Genomic DNA, 20793 nt, shown 5'->3' on the forward strand with positions numbered 1-20793 from the left:
AAACAGGGAGTTTTGGCATGGATACCTTTAGTCACGCGCTGTGGGGATATGGCCTTTTCGGCATTCGCAAATATCCGAAATTCGCCGCCCTCATGGGTGCCATGCCTGACCTGATTTCTTTCGGTGCGCTGATGCTCACGCGTGTGATCGATGGGACTTATCGCTGGGGCAAACCTGCACTGGCAACATTACCTGCCTGGATTTATCCAGCTTATACCGTAGGCCACAGCTTCGTGATTGCCTTTGCAGTGATTGGACTTGTCGCTATCTGGCGTAAGGATATCGCATTCGCCATGCTGGGCTGGCCATTTCATATCACGCTGGATTTCCCGTTCCACAGCCTGCAATACTTCCCTACACCCATGTTCTGGCCGATTTCAGATTTCAAGATTGACGGTATTCCCTGGTCAAACTGGTATATCTGGTTCCCGAACGTGGCGGGGATTATATTGCTGCTGGCTTACCGGCAGCGACAAAAGAGAAGGCGCCAGGCCGGTCTTTAATTTTCAAGAATTAGGTTTCAATTCGATCTGTTGCTGATGGAGCGCACTTTTAATCCGTCTGTAATATTCCCGCTTGATCACAGCCTTTTCCAGCGGCAATACCTTGAAACGGCAACGAATGACCACAGCAGAATCTGTCAGTTTATCAATATCACTGATTTCGGCCGATCCCAGGATTTTATTTTTAAACACGCCATCCTGAGATAAATTGTCAGCCACCTGCTGCATGATCTGGATCACTTCAGGAATGTTTTCTTCGTAAGCCACGGTCACCTCGATCACCGCATAGGAAAAGTCGCGTGAACGGTTAGTCACAGTGAGAATCTGTCCATTAGGCACATAGTGTACATTGCCGTCATCGTCGCGCATCTTGATGTAGCGTAGCGTAATGGCTTCCACCAGGCCAGATTTCCCGGCTACCTCAATCACATCATCCTTGCGGATCTGGTTTTCCAGCAGCAGAAAGAAGCCGGTGAAATAATCTTTGACCAGGCTCTGCGCACCGAAGCCAATCGCCAGGCCAACCACGCCGGCAGCGGCAAGTACCGGGGCAATTGAAATCCCCAATTCATGCAGCACTTCGACAATGGTAATAGCAATGATGACTGTGGTGATAATGTAGCGCAGCACCATGGTCACGGTATTGATGCGCTTGATTTCTTCCACGTGATTCACTGTTTTATTGCTCAGGCTGTCACGCAAGGCTTCCAACGCACGTTTGCTAACGCGGTTGAGAAAATAGGCAATGCCGATAATGATGGCAATACGCAGCAGGGTTTTGGTCAGTATCAGCGCCTCTGCCGGGTTAGCAATGCCAAAGTGTGTAAACCATTCTGTCATTCAGGGCCCTTTCTCAATGTTTAAACAGGTAACCAGTAAGCCGTCAATTTCGGTATCACAATGGCATCATCTTCTATCTGCACCACCTGACCACTGGATAAGTCGATTAATGTACCGTCTGTTTTGAGACCTTTCTGTTTAAACAAATGCAGGGCGGCGCGCTGCGTATGCACATCAAAGTTGGCAATCACCACCACTTTCGGGTTCATGCCAGTTTGCACATAACGATTGAAGGCAAACAGATGCGGATTAACCATATCAATCAATTCACGGTTATTTAAATCGGCAAATGCAGATATCTCTTTACGGATGGCGATCATCTGCTTGATCTGGCTGAACAGGCGTTGCTGCACGGTGCCAGGCTCATTCCTTAGCGCCATCTCATCCCAATCCAGTGTCGGTCTGTGCACCCAGCGGTTATCGTTCATTTTAGAAGAGTCCTGCAAATAACCGTCATTGTTCAGGGTGCCTACCGAATCGCCGTAATAAAGCAGCGGGATACCGCCAAACGACATGATCAGGTTATGCAGCAGTACGATGGTCAGGATGGCATTGTCAACCGCAGGCTGGTCATTGTTAGCCAGCGCCGTTTCCAGCCCGGCCAGTGAAGCCAGCGCACCGGAAATCCTGGCATCACCGGTTTTACGGTTCACGCCAAAGGCAAAGCCGCGTGCATTCGAGTCAGGGTATTGGCCGGTGTAGTAATCGACCAGGAAACGTCTGTGCGAGACCGGTTCAAAACCGGATGCGATAATCGCCTGGTCACTAAAGCCAAGACCGATATCATCGTGGCAACGTACATAATTCAGCCAGGTGGCCCTGTCCAGTTTTTCTGGTAAATCTTTCACGCCATTGGTCAGTAAAACCGTGTTCTTGGTGGCGACCGCATCCCATAACAAGGCCATAAAGGTCGCGTTATAGGCAATTTCACATTCCTTGGCATTCACCGCATCTTCACCAAAGTATTTGATGATCTCCAGCGGTGCGACAATCGCTTCAGCGATAAAAATGACCCCTGGCGCGGTGACCTGGCAACAATCTTTCAATAGTTGCAGGATCAGGTGGGCTTCGCGCTCGTTCTGGCTGGTACTGCCTATCTTTTTCCAGAGAAAGGCCACAGCATCCAGCCGTAAAATATCTACTCCTTTGTTAGCCCAGAACAGGATGATATCGACGATTTCAATTAATACTGCCGGGTTTGTGTAGTTGAGGTCCCATTGGTAATTATTAAAAACAGTCATCACCCATTTTCCGGTTTCCGGATTAAAGGTGAAACTGCCCGGCGCATGCTCGGGAAACACTTCCGGCATCGAGGCTTCAAACATATCCGGCACGGCGCGGTCAGGATACATATAGTAGTAATCCTGGTAATGCTGATCGCCTTCCTTGGCTTTCAGCGCCCAGGCATGTTCGTCAGAGGTATGGTTGGCGACCACGTCCAGCGTTAATAGCATATCGGATTGCTGCATGGCAGAGATCAATTGCTCCAGGTCTTCCATAGAGCCATAGCGGGGATCAATTTTGCGAAAATCGCGTACGGCATAGCCACCATCGTTCGCCTGCTCGGGACAGTCACAGATAGGCAAGATATGCACGAGGTTGACGCCCAGCTCTTGCAGGTAAGCCAGCTTGTCTTTCATGTTCGCCAGGTTACCGGCAAAGCCTTCGCAATAAAGGGCCATGCCGACCAGTTTCTGTTGCATGAACCAGTCGTGGTTTTTTTCACGTTCCAGGTCTTTTAACCTCAGATGCGGAGCACGCTGGGCATATTGCCTGGATAGCACAGAGACCAGGCTTGCCAGCTGCGGCTTAAAGTCTTCGCGTTGGCCGTATAAATGCTGGAACAGCGAATAAATCGCATAAAAGTTGGCACCCAGCCGCGTATAAAAATGCTGCCAGTCTTCACCTTGCGGCTGTTTGTGTTTTGTCAGGATGTCATTCAACAAAGAATGCGAGATTTGTTCGTACATTGTGAATGCTCCTAAATCACTTTTTCATCAACATCATGGTGCGTTTTTTTCTTTGATGCACGGGAGGGTTGTGTTTCGCCCGTGGCTTTGCCAGCATTGGCAGGCGCCCCGAATTTGTAATGCTGCATGCCTTCCAGAATGCCGTGCGCATAACTGGCCTCGGCAAAGTAAATGCGGTTGGTGCCTTTGAGATACGTCAACTCCTCGCTATGGTTACCCACCACCACCGCCATGGTGTCGCCCATCAGCATTTCGATATCATTGCCCGAATCACCCGAGACCAGGAAGTTGGCTAATGGCAAGCCCCACTTATAAGACAGGTAACGGATTGCATGGCCTTTAGAGGCGCGAATGGGTAACAAATCGAGGAATTCACCATGTGAGTAAATCAATTGGGCATGCAGGTGCTCTTTACGCAAGAGCGCATGAATCTCATCTAACGCAGGCATTTTTTTTGGGTCTACGATATAAGAGATTTTGAATTCACGCTGATTTTCTGCTGCCTGCAATTTAAGGCCGGGAATTTCTTTCATCGCTTCCAGCAGGTACTCCCGACGCCATAAGTGCCGGATATGGTTAGACCAGCCAACATCAGGAATGCAACGCACGCCATAGTGGATTTCAGAACCGACAGAAGTGATCAGCACATCCGGAATAGGAATACGATTTTTACGCAAAATATCTACGGCACTTTCCAGAGGCCTACCGGTGGCAATGCCAAAAATATTGTAGCCTGAGTTGTTTCTCAGCCAATCCACCAGGGCTTCATGCCCCTCGCGGTTGCCTAATAAAGTGTTATCTATATCCGTAATAAAAGCATGTTGTGCCAGTGGAATCTGCGACTTGCCGTTATGTGTGGCAATCTGCTTTCTGCGCAAGTTTTTGCGCTGTTTGTGCAATAAGTTAAACACTTCCTTGACGTATTTATCCACATGCCCTGCCCAGGTGTAATGGCGTTTGACATTTAATACACCGCTCTTGGACCATTTCCGCCAGCGGCTCCTATCGGTCAGTGCCGAGAGCAGGGTGTCACCTATGGCGTTACTATCTAGGGTATCCACCAGCAAGCCATGATGGCAATTAGCCAGGATATCGCGCGGGCCACCATCGTCCGGCGCGATCACCGGCAATCCGCAAGCGGCTGCTTCCAATAAGGTTAAACCGAAAGGCTCGGTAAATGCCGCATTGATAAATATGCCGCGGCTTTTGGCAGCCATGCGATACATTTCAGGCACATCTTCCTGCGCATGTGTTTTAGGGATGGATACTTTGCCCCACAAGTCATAAGCGTCGATATCAAGAAGCAGGTCTGTGAGCACTGTTGCCTGTGATTTTTCCAGTTCACGGATATTTTCGCGGCTACCTGCCACCAGCACCAGGTTGGCTCGGCGCTGCAAAGCCGGGTTATTGCCATAAGCGGTAACCAGGCCCTTGATGTTTTTACGTAGCTCCGGCCTGCATATGCATAGAATCATTGGTTTTTTCGGGTTATCCAGAAAGCGATTAATGCTTTGCTCAACCGTGCTGGAAATAGGCCGTCTGCCCGGCGGTAAAAATCTTGATGTATCGGTGCCTGGCGGAATCACGCGGAAATGTTTGGGATCAGTGCGGTTATACATGCCGTATTGCAGCTCAACCTCCTGGCGCGTGCTGGTCACAATCAGCGAGGCATGTTGCACCAGGGCTTCTTCCTCAGCGATCCGACGTTCGAAATTAAACTGTTTCTCGATTTTTTCTGCCTTGCGGCCACTTGAGAGCAGGCGTTCCAGCTTGGGTTTGCCCAGAGAGTGCCCTGTATGCACTTGTGGAATGCCTAATAGCATGGACAGCTGCCGTCCCACATAGCCTGCATCGGCATAATGTGAATGGATCACATCCGGCAGGCGCCCCTGCTGACGTAAATAATGCAGGCAACGGTCTACCATTTGATCCAGGTGCGGCCACAGAACCTCTTTACGCAGGTAACGTTTTGGTCCGCACGGCACGCGGATAATACGTGCTTTATCACTGATTTTTTCTTCAGGTTGCGCATAATCAGCGCTTACATCAGGGTCTTCAATCAAGCGGGTGAGCAAATCCACTTTGCCAACCTGGGGATGATCGGCCAGTGCTTTGGCCAGGTCCAGAACATAAGTACACTGGCCGCCGGTATCTGCATCCACACCTAGCTCCAGCTCTTCACCGCGGATTAAGCCATGAACGCTGATGAGCAATACATAGAGGGGATCGTTTTTTTGTTGATGTGTTGCACGCATACATTCCTAACAGCAATTTATAAAACCTGAACGACATATCAGCCAGCCAGTGGGCCAATCGTCTATGCTTACAGCTAGCTAGTGATGTATTGGAAAGCGTGCGATGCACATAATATTTGCTTGTTTGAATGCATCGGCATCCGTTTCGTCGCTTTCATGAGAAAGCACCGTGTCACTAACCAGCAAAATTGATATATAAAGTGACACTAGCGTACAACAGAAGTTTAGGTTTGGTCTGTAGGAATCGTCTGAAAATAAAGCCCTGCTGGGATGCGCAGGGCTTGTGTAAAGCAATTTAGCTGCAATAAGTATCAGTTGCTGGAGTATTAACATTCCTTACCAGTGGCGAAAAATACGCCACCTGCAACGTGGTGGATAGTGCGTAAATCGTCATGTCCGTCAAAGTGCCAATGGCCGTCACTGAATACACGTTCATCGGCATGCGCTGCCACCACTTCAGCAATAAATAAATCGTAAATGTCCTGGTTATTCGGTTCAGAGATGATCTTGCATTCCAGCCAGGCTACGCAGTTTTTGACCAAAGGCGCGCTGATCTCCTGGGCGGTAAATGTTTCAATTTCGTATTCAGCAAATTTGTCAGAGTCTGGGAAGTCGGCACCACTGATATTGCCTACCTTTTTTACCATCTCGATTTGCTTCACGCAGGGCAGGTTAATTGCAAACGTACCTTCAGCCTCAATCAGCTTACGGGTGTAAGTGTTGCTATCAATTACAACCGTCACTTTGGGTGGTTTAAAGTCCAAAGCGCATACCCAGGCGGCCGCCATGATATTCACCTTGCCGTTATGGGCAGATGTGATAATGGTTGTCGGGCCGTGGTTGACTAGTCTGAAAGCTTTAGTGAGTTCTACTGGATGCATGGGATATGTTTATTTCTGCCAGTTATCACGCAATGTAACCGTTCTGTTAAACACAGGTTTGCCTGGCACGCTGTCTTTGCGGTCAGCCACAAAGTAGCCATGGCGTTCAAATTGATAAATATCCCCGGCATTGGCTTCTTGAGCACTTTGCTCTAATTGAGCGGTGATTGATCTGACTGAGTCCGGATTAATGTCATCCAAAAAATCTTTGTCGCCGCTACCTGGATGCGCGTCTTTAAAGAGGCGGTCGTAAAGACGGATTTCAGCCTCATAAGCATGTGCTGCGCTGACCCAGTGAATATTGCCTTTGACTTTGACGCTGTCTGAACCTGGCGTACCGGATTTGGTATCGGTCAGGTATTCGCAATGCACAATAGTGACATTTCCCGCTGCATCTTTCTCACAGCCCAGGCATTTGACCACGTAGCCATAGCGCAGGCGCACCATATTACCCGGGAACAGGCGGAAGTAGCCTTTGGCAGGTTCTTCCATAAAGTCTTCACGTTCGATCCAGAGTTCTTTAGAGAGTTTGACTACGCGTTTTCCCAGGTCCGGTTTTTGTGGATGGTTGGGTGCGTAACAGTCTTCTTCCTGGTTTTCAGGGTAGTTATCAATCACCAGTTTGATCGGGTCGAGCACTGCGATTTTACGTGGTGCGGATTCGTTGAGTACTTCGCGCATGCAGTCTTCAAGAATACTGTAATCAATCCAAGAATCGGCTTTGGAAACGCCGATACGGTCAGTAAACAGCTTGAAGCCTTCCGGCGTGTAACCACGGCGACGTGCACCAGCCAAAGTTGGCAGGCGCGGGTCATCCCAGCCGCTGACGTGTTTTTCTTCTACCAGTTGAATCAGTTTGCGTTTTGAAAGCACAACATAGGTCAGGTTGAGTCGTGCAAACTCATATTGGTAAGGCACCGGGTTTGCCAGCAAGCCGGCTTCCACCAGGCGCGCCATCAGCCAGTCGTAGAACGGGCGCTGATCTTCAAATTCAAGTGTACAGATGGAATGGGTGATTTGCTCCAGCGCATCTTCAATCGGGTGGGCAAAGGTATACATCGGATAGATGCACCACTCGTCACCAGTATTGTGGTGATGCGCGCGGCGGATACGGTAAATGGCCGGGTCGCGCATGTTAATGTTAGGCGACGCCATATCGATTTTCGCGCGTAACAACATACTGCCATCGGCGTGTTTGCCATCACGCATCTCGCGGAAGATGCGCAGGTTGTCTTCTACGCTGCGATTGCGGAAAGGCGAGTCTTTACCCGGCTCAGTCAAGGTGCCGCGGTTGATACGCACTTCTTCGGCAGTTTGTTCGTCAACGTAGGCATGGCCATGCGTGATCAGCGCTTCTGCGGCCTGGTACATGACATCAAAATAATCCGAGGCAAAGTACAGGTTGGTCTCAGCACCGTCAGGCGTATTGTTGTTCCAGCCAAAACCCAGCCATTGCACCATGTCAGAGATGCTGTCTACGTATTCCTGACTTTCTTTTTCCGGGTTGGTGTCGTCAAAACGCAAGTGGCAAACGCCGTTGTAATCACGCGCCAGGCCGAAATTCAGAAAAATGGATTTGGCGTGACCGATATGCAGGTAGCCATTCGGCTCTGGCGGAAAGCGGGTGCGGATTTTAGCGAAGTCTACCTGACCAGTGGATTGATGGGCGGCATCGCCTGGTGAACCAGCCCAGTGCTTTTGTGCATATTTGTTTTCGGCCAGGTCTTTTTCGATGATGGCACGAATAAAGTTGGAGGCGGCTGGAATCGGTTCTTTTTCTGTAGACATGGCGAATCTTGAAGTTTCTGAAGTGTGCTTATTTTACACGCTTCATGACTCGACCCAAAACGGTTAATACGCTTTGTTCCTGGCTTTAATCAAACGGCTGCGCAGGGCGTCTATGCTAAACTGCGAACTAAGATTAACGTGCTGAACATTCCTAAAAAAATAATTCGATGAACAAACTGGCATTTCCTATATTGGCGGTGTTGGCCGATGGCAAATTTCACTCTGGTGAAGCCCTGGCGCAGCAATTCGGCGTCACGCGTGCCACGGTATATAACGCCATCCAGGTTGCCCAGACATTAGGCATTACGGTTTTTTCAGTGCGTGGCCGCGGTTACCGTTTGCCCAAGCCGGTCACATTGCTGGATGCGGATGCCGTTTTGCAGGCCTGTGGCGAGTATGCACCATGGTTCCATTTGCAAGTACTGGCGCAAGTCGATTCGACCAATCGCTATTTGATGCAGGAAAGCGTACGTGGTGTGGCGCATGGCACCTGTGCCGTGGCACAGATTCAAACTGCAGGACGTGGCCGTCGTGGCCGCACCTGGCTTTCCCAATTAGGTGGCAGCCTGACTTTTTCTCTTCTCTGGCGTTTTCAGTGTGGTGCGGCCGGTTTGTCAGGTTTGAGCCTGGTCATTGGTCTGGCGCTACTGCGCGCATTGCATGAAATTGGTCTGAATGATGTGCAACTAAAATGGCCGAATGACCTGGTTGTCATGTACCAGGGGCAATGGCACAAGCTGGGCGGCATTTTGATCGAGCTGCAAGGTGATATGGAAGGGCCGAGCGCGGCGGTGATAGGCATAGGGCTTAACCTGGAAATTGAGCAGGCCATGCGTCAGCAGATTGAGCAGCCAGTGCTGGGTTTGAACCAGCTATTTGGACAAACCCTTAATGCCAATGAATTATTAGGCCGTTGCCTGGCAGCACTGGCGCTGCATTTAAACCAGTTTACCGAGCATGGTTTTAGTTATTTCCAGGAAGCCTGGATGGCGCATCATGCTTTTCATCAGCAGCCGGTGAATCTATTAATGGCGAACGGACAGGTGGTGCCGGGGCAAGTGGTAGGCGTGGCGGAAGAGGGCAGTTTGCTGGTCGAAACAGCCAATGGCCGCCAGCGTTTTAATGCAGGTGAAATCAGCGTGCGGAGCGCGGCATGAAGCTGCTGATCGATGCCGGGAACACCCGCACCAAGTGGGCATGGTGTCCTGAACAGTCGCTGACACTGGATACGCATTTGCAGGTGGCCGCGCTGGAAAACAACTTATGGTTACATGATAGCCACTGCGCAGATAGCCAGGCATTACATGCCGCAATGGCACAGGCAGAAGAAATATGGGTGAGTAATGTGGCCGGCGCTCTTTGGCTGGAGTCACTTGATGCGGTGAAAGAAAAAGTGAAATTAATCAAAGCCTCCCCTAGCGCATCAGGCCTGAATAACAGTTACAGCATGCCAGCGCAGTTGGGCAGCGATCGCTGGTGTAGTTTGCTGGCGGTGTGGCGATTACACAAACAGGATGCCTTGGTGGTCACCGCCGGTACGGCAATGACGATGGATGCGCTTGTGACTCAACCTGAGGCTGAGGAAAAGACTGCCATTTTTGCCGGAGGCAGCATACAGCCTGGTCTCAACCTGATGTGGAAAAGCATGCAACAGGGTGCCGCGCAGCTCGATTATGAGTATCCTCACAATACAGCCATATCCAATGGTTTTGCCCGTAACAGCCAGCAGGCAATGTGGACTGGCTGCATACAGGGATTGATCGCGCCCATGGCAAGCCAATTTTCCCAGTTACAGGCATTGACAAACGGACGTCAGCCCGCTCTGGTATTAAGTGGTGGCGATGCGATGATCTTGCAGAGATATTTGCCGGATGCATTGTCATTGAACGCCATTATTGTGGATAATCTGGTATTAAAGGGGCTGGCCTGTTTGGCTGAAAGTACATAACAATGAAAAGATTATTCTGGATACTGCTATTGCTAAATGTGGTCGTGTTTGCCTATTTTAAGCGCGATGCCTTGTCGCCCTCTGTGAGTAGCCTCAAACCCGAAGTCCATCCCGAACAAATCAAGTTACTCAGCGCGAGCGCGCTGGAAACTTATCCTAAACGCACGGTGGCCCCGGCACAGGACACTTCATTGGTTGCCAGCCCATCACCTCCGGAGACTGCTGCTTCAACGGCGCCTGCTATTGAAAGCAAGCTTGCAGATAAAAAAGAACCCCTTAAAATAGCTGAATCTCGTCCGGCGGTGCCTGGAGTTTGTTATGAGTGGAGCAGTTTCAATACCGCCAGGGTGAATGAGGCTGTTAGTTTAGCCCAACAATTAAATATCAAAACACAGGTCGGCCAGACTGTATATGGACCGGAGAATATCCGTTACTGGATTTATAAACCACCGATGGCTACTGCCGAAGCTGCGCAAACAAAAGCAGATGAGCTACGCAAACTGGGAGTAGAAGATTTCTTTATTGTGCAGGATGACCCGAAATGGCGTAACGCGATTTCATTCGGTGTCTTCCGCGATCAAAAGCTGGCAGATAAATTGATGGAAGACCTGAAAGCTAAAGGTGTCAGGTTGCTGATTAAATCCACCCGCAACGGCGGACAGGGGCAGGCGGCGATTAAACTGCAACATGTGAATGCACAGCAATTTTCCAGTTTGCAGAAATCACAATCGCAGTTCCCCGATGCGGTACTGAAAGAAATACCTTGTCAGTAAGTATTTTGCTGGATCAAACAAAAAGCCCGCGGTTGCGGGCTTTTTGTTGTTTGAAGCTTGTATTTTGTTAGCGCTTTTTAGGCGGCAACATATCCGTAATGGTACCTTCCTTCACTTCGGCGGCAAAACATACCGTTTCAGATAAGGTAGGGTGTGCATGAATCGTTAAGCCCAGATCATGTGCATCTGCGCCCATTTCAATCGCCAATACTGTCTCAGCTAATAATTCACCTGCGTTGATTCCGACGATACCTGCGCCAATCACGCGATGCGTCTCTTTATCGAAAATCAGTTTGGTTGCACCTTCAGTACGTGCGATAGACAATGCACGACCACTGGCTGCCCATGGGAAGCTGGCTTTGTCGTACTCTATGCCTTTGGCTTTGGCGTCGGTCTCAGTCAGCCCCACCCATGCGATTTCCGGGTCGGTGTAAGCGACGGATGGGATCACGCTGGCAACGAACTCGACTTTGTGACCAGCAATCACTTCGGCTGCTACTTTGGCTTCATGCGTGGCTTTGTGCGCCAGCATTGGTTGGCCGACAATATCGCCAATCGCAAAAATATGCGGCACGTTGGTGCGCATCTGTTTATCAACCGCAATAAAACCTCGGTCATCCACAGCGACGCCTGCATTTTCAGCGCCTATGTTTTTACCGTTTGGACGGCGGCCAATAGAGACAAGCACGCGGTCATATTTCTGGGTTTCCTTCGGGGCGTTCTCACCTTCAAAGTCTACATAGATACCGTCAGCTTTCGCTTCCAGCTTGGAAACCTTGGTCGAGACCATAATGCTCTCGAAACGTTTTTCCATGCGTTTTTGCAATGGACGGATCAGGTCTCGGTCAGCGCCGGGAATCAGGCCGTCCATAAACTCAACCACACTGACTTTGGTACCCAGCGCGTCGTAAACCGTGCCCATTTCCAGGCCAATAATACCGCCACCTACGACCAGCATGCGGCCAGGAATATCTGCCAGCGCTAGTGCGCCGGTGGAATCCATGATGCGGTCGTCATCCGGTGCGCCAGGGAATTTTGTTGCTTGTGAACCCGCTGCAATAATGGCATTGTCAAAACCAATCAAAGTCGCTTTGCCATCGGCAGCGGTGACTGAAATCTGGTTCGGGCTGGTAAATTTACCCAGGCCAGTTACCACGGTGACGCCACGGGCTTTAGCCATTTGAGCCAGGCCGCCGGTCAACTTGTTGACTACATCATTCGATTTCCAGTTGCGCAGCTTGTCGAGGTCGATAGCCGGTTTACCGAAACTCAGGCCATGACTTTCAGTTTCTTCAGCTTCCGTAATCACTTTCGCAGTGTGCAGCAGTGCCTTGGAAGGAATGCAGCCGACGTTGAGGCAGACACCACCCAGGGTTGGATAGCGTTCAACCAGCACGACTTTCAGGCCAAGGTCAGCAGCACGGAATGCCGCTGTGTAACCACCAGGGCCTGAGCCAAGTACCATTACCTGGCAAGTCACATCGTGATTGCCAGTGGCAATGGCAGGTTGTGGTGCAGAAGGGTTATTTTCAGGTGTTGTTGCAGCCGCAGCTGGGGCAGGGTCCGCTGGTTTTGTCTCTGGGGTAGCAGAAGCTGCGCTTTCCATCACCAGGATCAGGCTGCCTTTGGCAACTTTATCGCCGACTGCAATTTTGAGTTCTTTCACCACGCCAGCGTGGGAAGAGGGGATGTCCATAGACGCTTTATCGGATTCGACTGTGACCAGCGAATCTTCTTTGTCTATGGTGTCGCCTACCGAAACCAACACTTCGATTACATCGACGCTGTCAAAATTGCCGATATCCGGCACCACTACTTCAACCATTTGACTCATGAAAACCTTACGTTCAGAAGAATTTTGCTATTTTAACACCAAAAAAACGATATCAGTTTTAGCGTGTTCAGCTGGCTTAACGGTTAGTCACCGGAATTTTTCCGTTAGCGGGTGCAGAAAGCAGGACAGGTTTTTGTGTGCAGGTTTCATGGCCGTAATTACCGCCGGTATCATCAGGCTCATAATAGTCATTTTTGAATGACCATAGCTTACCTGCCTTGGTGAATTGGCCCATGCCGGTAGAGAATTCTGCAAATTTCGCATCAGACAGTTTAAAAGTCATTGCCAGCTGTTTACCGCGTGTAATGGCTTGCCCTGTGTAGCTTTGTTTATTTTCGGTATGGGTTGCCAGGTCATACACGGCGATCTGAGAAGTGCTGTTACGCCGGTTTTTCTTCAGGTAAATGGTGACCTCGTAATCGCCCACCGTGATGTTGTTACCTTTGCAGAGGTATTCACCACTGTAATCTGTACCCACTACAGCAGGGGCTGCCGAAGCAGATAGAGAAAAAGCGGATAGCAAACAAATTGCTGTTAAACAGGATTTAACGTTCATATGACTTCTGAGATAGTTATTTGGCGAGAGAGTGTTAAAAGGAGGCAGTTTTAGCCATACTTTTCGAATATCGTTTCATCATAATTCCATTTGCGTAAATCACCAAGTCCCTTTTGGTAGGATGAGGCTTCCAAGTTAAAAGCTTGTAGGACGCAAGGATCGGGTATTTGTGAGAGAATACTCGCTCTTTGTAGAGAATTGATTGTCAAAATCCATCATGGTGCAACGTTCGTTTTATCGTATTCCAGCGTTATTTTGGGCAAGCCTGTTTCTGATCGGGACAGTGTTTTATGTATGGCGGTTGCAACAACCCCAGCCATTGATTGAGGTGCCTTCTGACGTACTGCCATTGCAATGCGTTTCTTATGCACCTTATTACAAGCCCGGCATGAACCCCACCATCAAGGATACCTTTGTTGATCCGGTGCAGATAGAACAGGATTTGCAGGCGATCTCCAAAGTAACTAAATGTGTACGTACTTATTCTGTCTCCCAGGGGCTGGATTATGTGCCTAAAGCGGCGCAAAAGTTTGGCATGCAGGTGATACTCGGTGCATGGATAGGCTGGGTGGATGCGGATAACAGGAAAGAGCTTGAACTGGCGATACAGCAGGCAAATCAGTACCCGGATACCGTGCGTGGTCTGGTGGTAGGTAATGAGGTGTTGCTGCGCGGCGAGCAGACCGAAGCCAGGATGCATGAATACCTGCAATGGGCTAAAGAGCGTACCAAAGTCCCTTTGACCTATGCGGATGTCTGGGAATACTGGTTGAAATATCCAACACTAGAGCAAGAAGTCGATTTCGTGACTGTGCATATTCTTCCTTATTGGGAAGATAAGCCGGTGGCAATTGATCAGGCGGTGGCACACACTGCATCGGTGATGGGTCATCTGGGCACAGTGTTTAAAAAACCATTGGTGATAGGCGAAACCGGTTGGCCGTCACAAGGGCGTCAGCGTTTCCGTGCCAAACCCAGCGTGGTGAACCAGGTGCTGTATGTGCGCGGTTTTTTGCAGGCCGCCAAGCAAACCGGCTGGCAATACAATATTATCGAAGCCATGGATCAACCATGGAAGCGTGAGCTGGAAGGCACTGTCGGTGGTTACTGGGGTATTTTTAACGATCAGTTGCAACCAAAATTCAATTTGCAAGGTCCAGTATCAGAACGGTCCGATGGCTGGGTGCCTTATATCATTGCCCTGGTACTCGCGGCTGGCGCTGCCGGTTGGGGTATCCATAAACAATTGCCCACAAGCCAGAAAACCTTGTTAGGCGTTGTGGCGGCGGGCCTGGCCTTGCATGGTTATTTGCAGGTAGATTACATACAACTGGCTGCGCGTAATACGCTGGAGTTTGTTGCTTTGGGCGGTTTTGTAATACTTGGTTGGGGCCTGGTGTTATTGCAGTTGCGTCACTGGTTAGGGCTAGCGCCCAAGTCTTGCCTGGAGCAATGCATGCTGCGGTTATTTGCCATCGGGCTTTTTGTCACCAGTGCCGGATTGGCTTTTAATGGACGTTACCTGGATTTCCCGTTAATCCTGTCATGGTTGCCTTTGATAGGTCTGCTGATTTCCTTGATCACGGTCCGGCCGTCCGAGTCGGCATCAGCCACAGGTTTACATACGGGCATCTGGTTCACCGTCGTCATGGTGTTGCTGGCAGCGAATCTGTCTGTAGGCGTCGCCATGATGGAACCCGGTAACCTGACCGCCTGGTGGTGGAGCCTGGTCTGCGGCGTGGCATTGTTTGTATTGCCTGCCAAGAGCATGCAACTGGCGCATAAAGCCACTTGTGATTAATTGCCACTTGCGCTTAATTGCCGGCAACATTAAAAATACGCATCGTTTATGAAAGTGTGAGAAGTGATTCTGTCTTGGTCTAAAAAACTCATCCCTGGCCTGGTGTTTGCCATTTTGTTTTCTGCATTGCATTTCGGGGTTTGGGCGCTGGCTAACCGCGCTTTGCCGCTGATCAGTGTAAAACCTGCCGTGAACGGGTTCGCCTACAGTGGCTACAGAGGCAACCAGAGCCCGCTGGATGGGCAACATCCAAGCACATCAGAACTGGCAGAAGACCTGGACCTGATGTCCAAGCATACCAAGCATATCCGTATGTATTCTTCCCTGGATCTGAATGAGACGATCCCGCTGGCAGCCAGACGTAACATGAAAGTCATTGCCGGGGCCTGGATAGATACCGATGGCGCAAAAAATACGCGCGAAGTCTCTGCTTTGCTTGAAAAACTCGAAAACTACAGCAATATTGACCGCGTCATTGTCGGTAACGAGTCCCTGCTGCGTAATGATTTACCGACGGAAGCGCTCATCAAATACCTGGATTTTGTCAGGGAGCACAGCACGGTGCCGGTTTCAACCGCCGAGCCCTGGCATGTATGGCTCAAACACCCTGAGCTGGTTAAACATGTAGACTACATCGCGGTGCATTTGCTGCCATATCACGAAGGCGTGCCAGTCGAGGGCGCTGTGCAATACACCATAGAGCGCTACAACCAGCTGATGGCGGCTTTTCCGCGTAAAAAGATCGTGATTACCGAGGTGGGTTGGCCTAGCCGTGGTCCTTCCATCGGCGCTTCTGTCGCCAGCGAAGTGAACCAGGCACGCTTTATCCGCGAATTCCTGGCGCGTAATTCGATTGAAGACCTCGACTTTTACCTGATGGAAGCTTTTGACCAGCCGTGGAAAGTGGCGCTGGAAGGCTGGGCGGGTGCCTATTGGGGCATGTATAACGCTGACCGTCACCAGAAATATTCCTTGCAAGGTGCAGTGCCGCCAAATACACGCTGGATTGCCAAGGCAACCTGGTCAACGGTATTGGCGTTTATCCCCATGATGTTTATCGCCTGGCGCTTCAAGCATTGGGGCATAGGCGGCGTCTTGTCGATGGCGATATTGTTCCAGGCATGTATTACCACGCTGACCATCGCCTGGAACCTGCCGGGTGACTACTATTACACCTTGCGCGATTTTGTCGTGCTGATCGGCTTGATCCTAGCCATCGCGCTGACTTCCATGGTGCTGATGATCTATGCCGCGGAATTCAGTGAAGTGATGTTCAAGCCGCAATGGCGGCGTTTATTCAAACGTGCCACGCCTTTGCCTGCCAATGAAGAACTGTTTGTTTCTATCCATCTGGCCTGTTACAACGAGCCGCCGGATATGGTGATTGCCACCATTGATAGTCTGCGTAACCTGAATTACACACTTTACGAAGTGATCGTGGTGGATAACAACACCAAGGATGAAGCCAAGTGGAAACCGCTGGAGGCTTATATGGCCACCATGCCGGAAAACTTCCATTTTTATCACTTGCCTTCCTGGCCTGGTTTTAAAGCCGGTGCCCTGAATTTTGCATTGGATAAAACGCATCCCGATGCCCAGGTGGTGGGTGTCGTGGATGCCGATTATGTAGTGACCACAGACTGGCTGTCTGACATGGTGCCACATTTCCTCGAAACACAGGTGGCTGTGGTACAGGCACCGCAGGCACACCGTGAATGGGAAAACCAGTTCTTCCACCGCATGTGTAACTGGGAGTTTGAGGGCTTTTTCCGTATTGGTATGCATCATCGCCATGAGCGGAATGCGTTGATCCAGCATGGCACCATGACACTGATCCGTCGCGAGTCGCTGCAAACTTTGGGTGGCTGGTCTGAATGGTGTATCTGTGAAGATACAGAGCTTGGTTTGCGTCTGCTCGAAAACAAGATGGAACTGCGCTATATCGATGAAACGTTTGGCCGTGGCCTGACGCCAGCTAACTTCAAGGCACTCAAGTCACAGCGCAATCGCTGGGCTTTCGGCGCCATGCAGATCCTCAAGCACCATATGCCAAAGTTGCTGGGTAAATCGACCCTGGATTTCAGCCAGCGCTATCATTTCCTCACTGGCTGGTTCGGCTGGTTTGGTGAAGCATTGCAACTGATATTCACCCTTGGTTCGGTATTATGGACCATTGCCATGCTGGTATTCCCTAAACACTTCAGCTTGCCAGTCGTTGTGATGATTGTGCCTATCCTGTGTTTCCTCGCCATTAAGGCGTTTCTGGGGCCTGTGCTTTACCGTAAAACCATGCATTGCAGCTGGACCGATATTTTCGGTGCTTCGCTGGCCAGCCTGGGTTTATCGCATGCGATTGCCCGCGGCATTATCGGTGGCCTGACGCACAAGGCAGGGGTATTTGTGGTCACCAACAAAACCAAAGGCAAACTCAGCAACTGGCAATTGATAGACCCCATCAAGGAAGAATTGCTGATACTCATCCTGTTGATTCTTAGCGGCTCAGCCATGTTGTACGCGCGTGGTTTCAGCAACCTGGATGCGCAGTTATGGGTTTCCATGCTGGCTTTACAATCATTGCCATACTGGAGCGCAGTGGCTTGCCAGTGGATTTCAGAAAAACGCTAATTGTTCGCGTGATTGGCTACATTTGTTAACTTAAGGTTTTGGCAGTTTAAGAACAACAACAAATAGCATTTTGTCAGAGGCCTTTTTTCAGGAATGCTGTTCTATGAATGAAAAACCTCTTATCTACAAAGGTCGGGCGGCCAGCAGTAATCAGGTCAGCCGCTTTGACCCTTATAGCCGCGAAGCACTTGATGATGGCTGGGGCAGTCTGGATGAAGAAGCCCCGCCTTTACGCACCGAGGTGAGTCTGGATGCCAGCAAGTCAGTCATCAACTATATCCAATCGCCGGATTTACCCTTTGACCGTACCCTGAACCCATACAGGGGCTGTGAGCACGGCTGCATTTACTGCTACGCACGGCCTACTCATGCCTATCTTGGTATGTCGCCAGGGCTGGATTTTGAATCACGATTGTTAATGAAGGCTGACGCCGTCGGGTTGCTGAAAAAAGAACTGGCGCATCCCAAATATCAATGCGCACCCATCGCACTTGGCATGAATACCGACAGCTATCAACCTATAGAGCGTGAGTATCAGCTGACGCGTAAAATAATCCAGGTACTGAGTGAAGCCAATCATCCATTCAGCCTGGTCACCAAATCCTCACTGGTGGAGCGGGATATTGATTTGATCGCCCCCATGGCAGCCAAGGGGCTGGCCAGTATTTACCTGAGTATTACTACGCTGGACAGGCAAGTCGCACGCCGGTTAGAGCCACGTGCTGCCGCGCCTGAGAGGCGTTTCGAAACCCTGCGCAAGCTCAGTGATGCCGGTATTCCTACCGGAGTGATGGTCGCGCCGGTAATCCCGGCCTTAACCGATTGCGATATGGAACACATCCTCGAAAAAGCACATCAGGCTGGTGCCAGAAAAGCTGGTTATGTTTTCCTGCGCTTGCCTCTTGAGTTAACCGATTTATTCCAGGATTGGTTGCAACAGTATTTTCCGCTCAAAGCCAGCCATGTCATGAGCCTGGTGAAACAAAGCCGAGGCGGCAAGACTTACCAAAGCGAGTTTGGCAAACGTATGCGCGGTGAGGGTATTTTTGCGGACTTGCTGGCGAATCGTTTCAAGCTAAGCTGTAATAAGCTGGGAATGTCTGGTGAGCGGACAGGTTTCCGTAAGGATTTGTTCGTCGTTCCGGATTTCTGGCGTCAAAAGCCTGCAAGCTCGCAGCTGGCCTTGTTTTAGACTTATATTGATGTCTGATTTGCTGTTTGTGTATGGAACACTGCGTAAAGGTCATTCGAATAAGATGGCAGCCTATCTGGCTTCACATGCGGAATTTCTTACGCATGGCTGGTTTCAGGGGCGTATGTACCAGATCAGCTATTATCCGGGGGTGATTGCCTCTGATGATGAAGATGAACGTGCATATGGAGAGGTTTACAGGTTAAATGATCCGGAAACCTCACTGGCGATATTGGATGCGTATGAAGAGTGCAGTGCGCAGCATGCGCAACCTGCTGAATATAAACGCATCACTGCAAGCATTTCCGCCATGGATGGGAACATGTTTGAACAGGTCTGGATTTATCTTTATCAATGGCCAATCACTGACAAGCCACTGATCAAAGAAGGTGATTTTATGAAAACTGTTTCGGAAACATAAAAAAATAAAGGGCGCTCAGTGCGCCCTTTATTTTTGCTGTAAAAATTACAGTAATAAACGTCTTACATCACTCAACATCACACGCAGGTGGCTGGTGAATCTGGCGCCATCAGCACCATCAATCACACGGTGGTCGTATGACAGTGACAGTGGCATGATCAGGCGCGCATCAAAGCCGCCGGAGTCTTTGTTAAAGACAGGCTGCATCGCTGCACGAGAAACGCCCAGGATGGCGACTTCAGGGCAGTTGATGATAGGGGTGAACATGGTGCCGCCGATACCGCCCAGGCTGGAAATGGTAAAGCAGCCGCCTTGCATCTCTTCGACCTTCAGTTTACGCTCGCGCGCTTTGGCTGACAGGTCAGCCAAGTCACGGGCAATGTCCATCACGTCTTTTTGGTTGACGTCACGTACCACTGGCACGACCAGCCCATCCGGCGTGTCGCAGGCAAAGCCGATGTTGTAGTATTGCTTTAGGATCAGGCTATCGCCTTCCGGAGACAGCGACGCATTGAAGTTAGGGTAGGTGCGCAATGCATTAACCACTGCTTTCATCAGGAAAGCCAGCAATGTCAACTTGACGCCGCGCTTTTCAGCCTCGGCCAGCATGGATTTCCTGAAGTCTTCCAGATCAGTAATGTCGGCTTCGTCAAACTGTGTGACATGCGGTGCCGTTACCCAGTTGCGGTGCAGGTTGGCACCGGACAGTTTTTTGATGCGTGACAGCGGTTTGCTTTCAATCGTACCAAACTGGCTGAAATCGATCACCGGCATAGGAAGGGTACTTAAGCCAGTGCCCACGCCCATGTTTTCACTGCGAGGTTTGGAAAGTTCGCCTTTGACATAACCTTGCACGTCACTTTGCACAATACGGTTTTTAGGGCCAGTAGCTTTAACCAATGACAGGTTGACACCCAGTTCACGCGCAAACTTGCGTACGGAAGGGCTGGCATGTGCCAGCTTGCCTGTTGCACCTACGCTGGATTCTGCGACAGGATTTGGTGTGGCTTGCGGTTGCACGACCTTGGGTGCTTCAGCGATAGGGCGGCTAGGTTCTGGAATCGCGACGGTTTTTTCATCTACCTTAACCGTGGCCACTACAGGTGTTGCAGTAGGCTGTGGTGCTGGTTTCTCAGCCGGAGCCGCTTCGCCGGCGGTATCCAAAGTGATGATCAATGCGCCTTGCTTGGTTTTATCGCCCACATTGATGTGGATTTCTTTGACGACACCAGCGAGTGATGACGGGATATCCATCGAGGCTTTGTCAGACTCTACGGTGATCAGAGAGTCTTCTTTCGCCACCGTGTCACCCACGCTGACCAGGACTTCAATGACGTCTACCGTGTCAAAGTTGCCAATATCTGGCACGAGAACTTCTTTTAAGCTCATGTGTTAAACCTTTAATA

At 50.3% G+C, this 20793-nt stretch carries 16 protein-coding genes; 8 read left to right on the plus strand and 8 right to left on the minus strand.

Annotated features, from left to right (window positions below):
• Positions 1-17: 17 nt before the first annotated feature.
• Positions 18-503 carry a hypothetical protein gene (locus tag ACFQ2T_RS14460; protein WP_379035678.1) on the plus strand — a complete coding sequence of 162 codons (486 nt, stop codon included), beginning with the start codon at positions 18-20 and terminating at the stop codon, positions 501-503.
• A 3-nt stretch (positions 504-506) separates the two neighbouring features.
• Here ACFQ2T_RS14460 and ACFQ2T_RS14465 read toward each other — a convergent pair whose 3' ends face one another.
• The 5 genes from ACFQ2T_RS14465 to ACFQ2T_RS14485 all read right to left on the minus strand — a co-directional run bounded on the left by ACFQ2T_RS14465 (position 507) and on the right by ACFQ2T_RS14485 (position 8237).
• Positions 507-1343, minus strand: coding sequence for a mechanosensitive ion channel family protein (locus ACFQ2T_RS14465; RefSeq protein WP_379035680.1), 837 nt, complete (start codon positions 1341-1343; stop codon positions 507-509).
• Between the two features lie 20 nt (positions 1344-1363).
• On the minus strand, positions 1364-3313 hold the full coding sequence (locus ACFQ2T_RS14470; protein WP_379035682.1) for an alpha-amylase family protein: 1950 nt from the start codon (positions 3311-3313) through the stop codon (positions 1364-1366).
• Between the two features lie 11 nt (positions 3314-3324).
• Positions 3325-5568, minus strand: a complete 2244-nt coding sequence (locus tag ACFQ2T_RS14475) for an HAD-IIB family hydrolase (protein WP_379035684.1) — start codon at positions 5566-5568, stop codon at positions 3325-3327.
• A 326-nt stretch (positions 5569-5894) separates the two neighbouring features.
• A complete protein-coding gene (locus ACFQ2T_RS14480; protein WP_379035687.1) occupies positions 5895-6449 on the minus strand; it encodes a flavin reductase family protein in 555 nt (184 codons plus the stop codon).
• Between the two features lie 9 nt (positions 6450-6458).
• A complete protein-coding gene (locus ACFQ2T_RS14485; protein ID WP_379035689.1) occupies positions 6459-8237 on the minus strand; it encodes a glutamine--tRNA ligase/YqeY domain fusion protein in 1779 nt (592 codons plus the stop codon).
• Between the two features lie 167 nt (positions 8238-8404).
• Here ACFQ2T_RS14485 and birA point away from each other — a divergent pair, with 167 nt between their 5' ends.
• The 3 genes from birA to ACFQ2T_RS14500 are packed head-to-tail and all read left to right on the plus strand — an operon-like array spanning position 8405 to position 10958.
• Positions 8405-9394 carry a bifunctional biotin--[acetyl-CoA-carboxylase] ligase/biotin operon repressor BirA gene (birA, locus tag ACFQ2T_RS14490; RefSeq protein ID WP_379035691.1) on the plus strand — a complete coding sequence of 330 codons (990 nt, stop codon included), beginning with the start codon at positions 8405-8407 and terminating at the stop codon, positions 9392-9394.
• Positions 9391-10185 carry a type III pantothenate kinase gene (locus tag ACFQ2T_RS14495; RefSeq protein ID WP_379035693.1) on the plus strand — a complete coding sequence of 265 codons (795 nt, stop codon included), beginning with the start codon at positions 9391-9393 and terminating at the stop codon, positions 10183-10185. Before birA ends, ACFQ2T_RS14495 begins: the two co-directional genes overlap by 4 nt.
• Before the next feature lie 2 nt (positions 10186-10187).
• Positions 10188-10958, plus strand: a complete 771-nt coding sequence (locus ACFQ2T_RS14500; RefSeq protein WP_379035695.1) for an SPOR domain-containing protein — start codon at positions 10188-10190, stop codon at positions 10956-10958.
• A gap of 67 nt (positions 10959-11025) precedes the next feature.
• Here the strand turns inward: ACFQ2T_RS14500 and lpdA are convergent, their stop codons facing one another.
• A complete protein-coding gene (gene lpdA / locus ACFQ2T_RS14505; protein ID WP_379035697.1) occupies positions 11026-12792 on the minus strand; it encodes a dihydrolipoyl dehydrogenase in 1767 nt (588 codons plus the stop codon).
• A gap of 76 nt (positions 12793-12868) precedes the next feature.
• Complete coding sequence (locus ACFQ2T_RS14510) at positions 12869-13315, minus strand: hypothetical protein (RefSeq protein WP_379035699.1); 447 nt, start codon at positions 13313-13315, stop codon at positions 12869-12871.
• Between the two features lie 235 nt (positions 13316-13550).
• Between ACFQ2T_RS14510 and ACFQ2T_RS14515 the strand changes: the two genes are divergently transcribed.
• From ACFQ2T_RS14515 to ACFQ2T_RS14530, 4 genes are all read left to right on the plus strand, one after another.
• The gene (locus ACFQ2T_RS14515; protein WP_379035701.1) at positions 13551-15149 is read left to right on the plus strand and encodes a glycoside hydrolase family 17 protein; all 1599 of its coding nucleotides are present in this window, start codon (positions 13551-13553) and stop codon (positions 15147-15149) included.
• 63 nt (positions 15150-15212) lie between these two features.
• Complete coding sequence (locus tag ACFQ2T_RS14520; protein WP_379035702.1) at positions 15213-17774, plus strand: glycosyltransferase; 2562 nt, start codon at positions 15213-15215, stop codon at positions 17772-17774.
• Between the two features lie 103 nt (positions 17775-17877).
• The gene (locus tag ACFQ2T_RS14525) at positions 17878-18966 is read left to right on the plus strand and encodes a PA0069 family radical SAM protein (RefSeq protein ID WP_379035704.1); all 1089 of its coding nucleotides are present in this window, start codon (positions 17878-17880) and stop codon (positions 18964-18966) included.
• Positions 18967-18976: 10 nt separating this feature from the next.
• Positions 18977-19387, plus strand: a complete 411-nt coding sequence (locus ACFQ2T_RS14530; RefSeq protein ID WP_379035706.1) for a gamma-glutamylcyclotransferase family protein — start codon at positions 18977-18979, stop codon at positions 19385-19387.
• A gap of 45 nt (positions 19388-19432) precedes the next feature.
• On the opposite strand, the gene aceF is transcribed toward ACFQ2T_RS14530, so the two are convergent.
• Positions 19433-20776, minus strand: a complete 1344-nt coding sequence (gene aceF, locus ACFQ2T_RS14535) for a dihydrolipoyllysine-residue acetyltransferase (RefSeq protein ID WP_379035708.1) — start codon at positions 20774-20776, stop codon at positions 19433-19435.
• Positions 20777-20793: the final 17 nt, after the last annotated feature.

Origin of the sequence: Methylophilus flavus (assembly GCF_042678905.1) — a bacterium.
In the GTDB taxonomy this organism is placed as follows: Bacteria; Pseudomonadota; Gammaproteobacteria; order Burkholderiales; family Methylophilaceae; genus Methylophilus; species Methylophilus flavus.

What these genes read in the sequence shown, in the direction of transcription:
- ACFQ2T_RS14530 (WP_379035706.1), top strand. Translation starts at nt 18,977, where the DNA reads ATGTCTGATTTGCTGTTTGTGTATGGAACACTGCGTAAAGGTCATTCG.
- ACFQ2T_RS14525 (WP_379035704.1), top strand. Translation starts at nt 17,878, where the DNA reads ATGAATGAAAAACCTCTTATCTACAAAGGTCGGGCGGCCAGCAGTAAT.
- ACFQ2T_RS14475 (WP_379035684.1), bottom strand. Translation starts at nt 5,568, where the DNA reads ATGCGTGCAACACATCAACAAAAAAACGATCCCCTCTATGTATTGCTC.
- ACFQ2T_RS14460 (WP_379035678.1), top strand. Translation starts at nt 18, where the DNA reads ATGGATACCTTTAGTCACGCGCTGTGGGGATATGGCCTTTTCGGCATT.
- ACFQ2T_RS14500 (WP_379035695.1), top strand. Translation starts at nt 10,188, where the DNA reads ATGAAAAGATTATTCTGGATACTGCTATTGCTAAATGTGGTCGTGTTT.
- ACFQ2T_RS14495 (WP_379035693.1), top strand. Translation starts at nt 9,391, where the DNA reads ATGAAGCTGCTGATCGATGCCGGGAACACCCGCACCAAGTGGGCATGG.
- aceF (WP_379035708.1), bottom strand. Translation starts at nt 20,776, where the DNA reads ATGAGCTTAAAAGAAGTTCTCGTGCCAGATATTGGCAACTTTGACACG.
- ACFQ2T_RS14480 (WP_379035687.1), bottom strand. Translation starts at nt 6,449, where the DNA reads ATGCATCCAGTAGAACTCACTAAAGCTTTCAGACTAGTCAACCACGGC.
- ACFQ2T_RS14470 (WP_379035682.1), bottom strand. Translation starts at nt 3,313, where the DNA reads ATGTACGAACAAATCTCGCATTCTTTGTTGAATGACATCCTGACAAAA.
- ACFQ2T_RS14485 (WP_379035689.1), bottom strand. Translation starts at nt 8,237, where the DNA reads ATGTCTACAGAAAAAGAACCGATTCCAGCCGCCTCCAACTTTATTCGT.
- birA (WP_379035691.1), top strand. Translation starts at nt 8,405, where the DNA reads ATGAACAAACTGGCATTTCCTATATTGGCGGTGTTGGCCGATGGCAAA.
- lpdA (WP_379035697.1), bottom strand. Translation starts at nt 12,792, where the DNA reads ATGAGTCAAATGGTTGAAGTAGTGGTGCCGGATATCGGCAATTTTGAC.
- ACFQ2T_RS14465 (WP_379035680.1), bottom strand. Translation starts at nt 1,343, where the DNA reads ATGACAGAATGGTTTACACACTTTGGCATTGCTAACCCGGCAGAGGCG.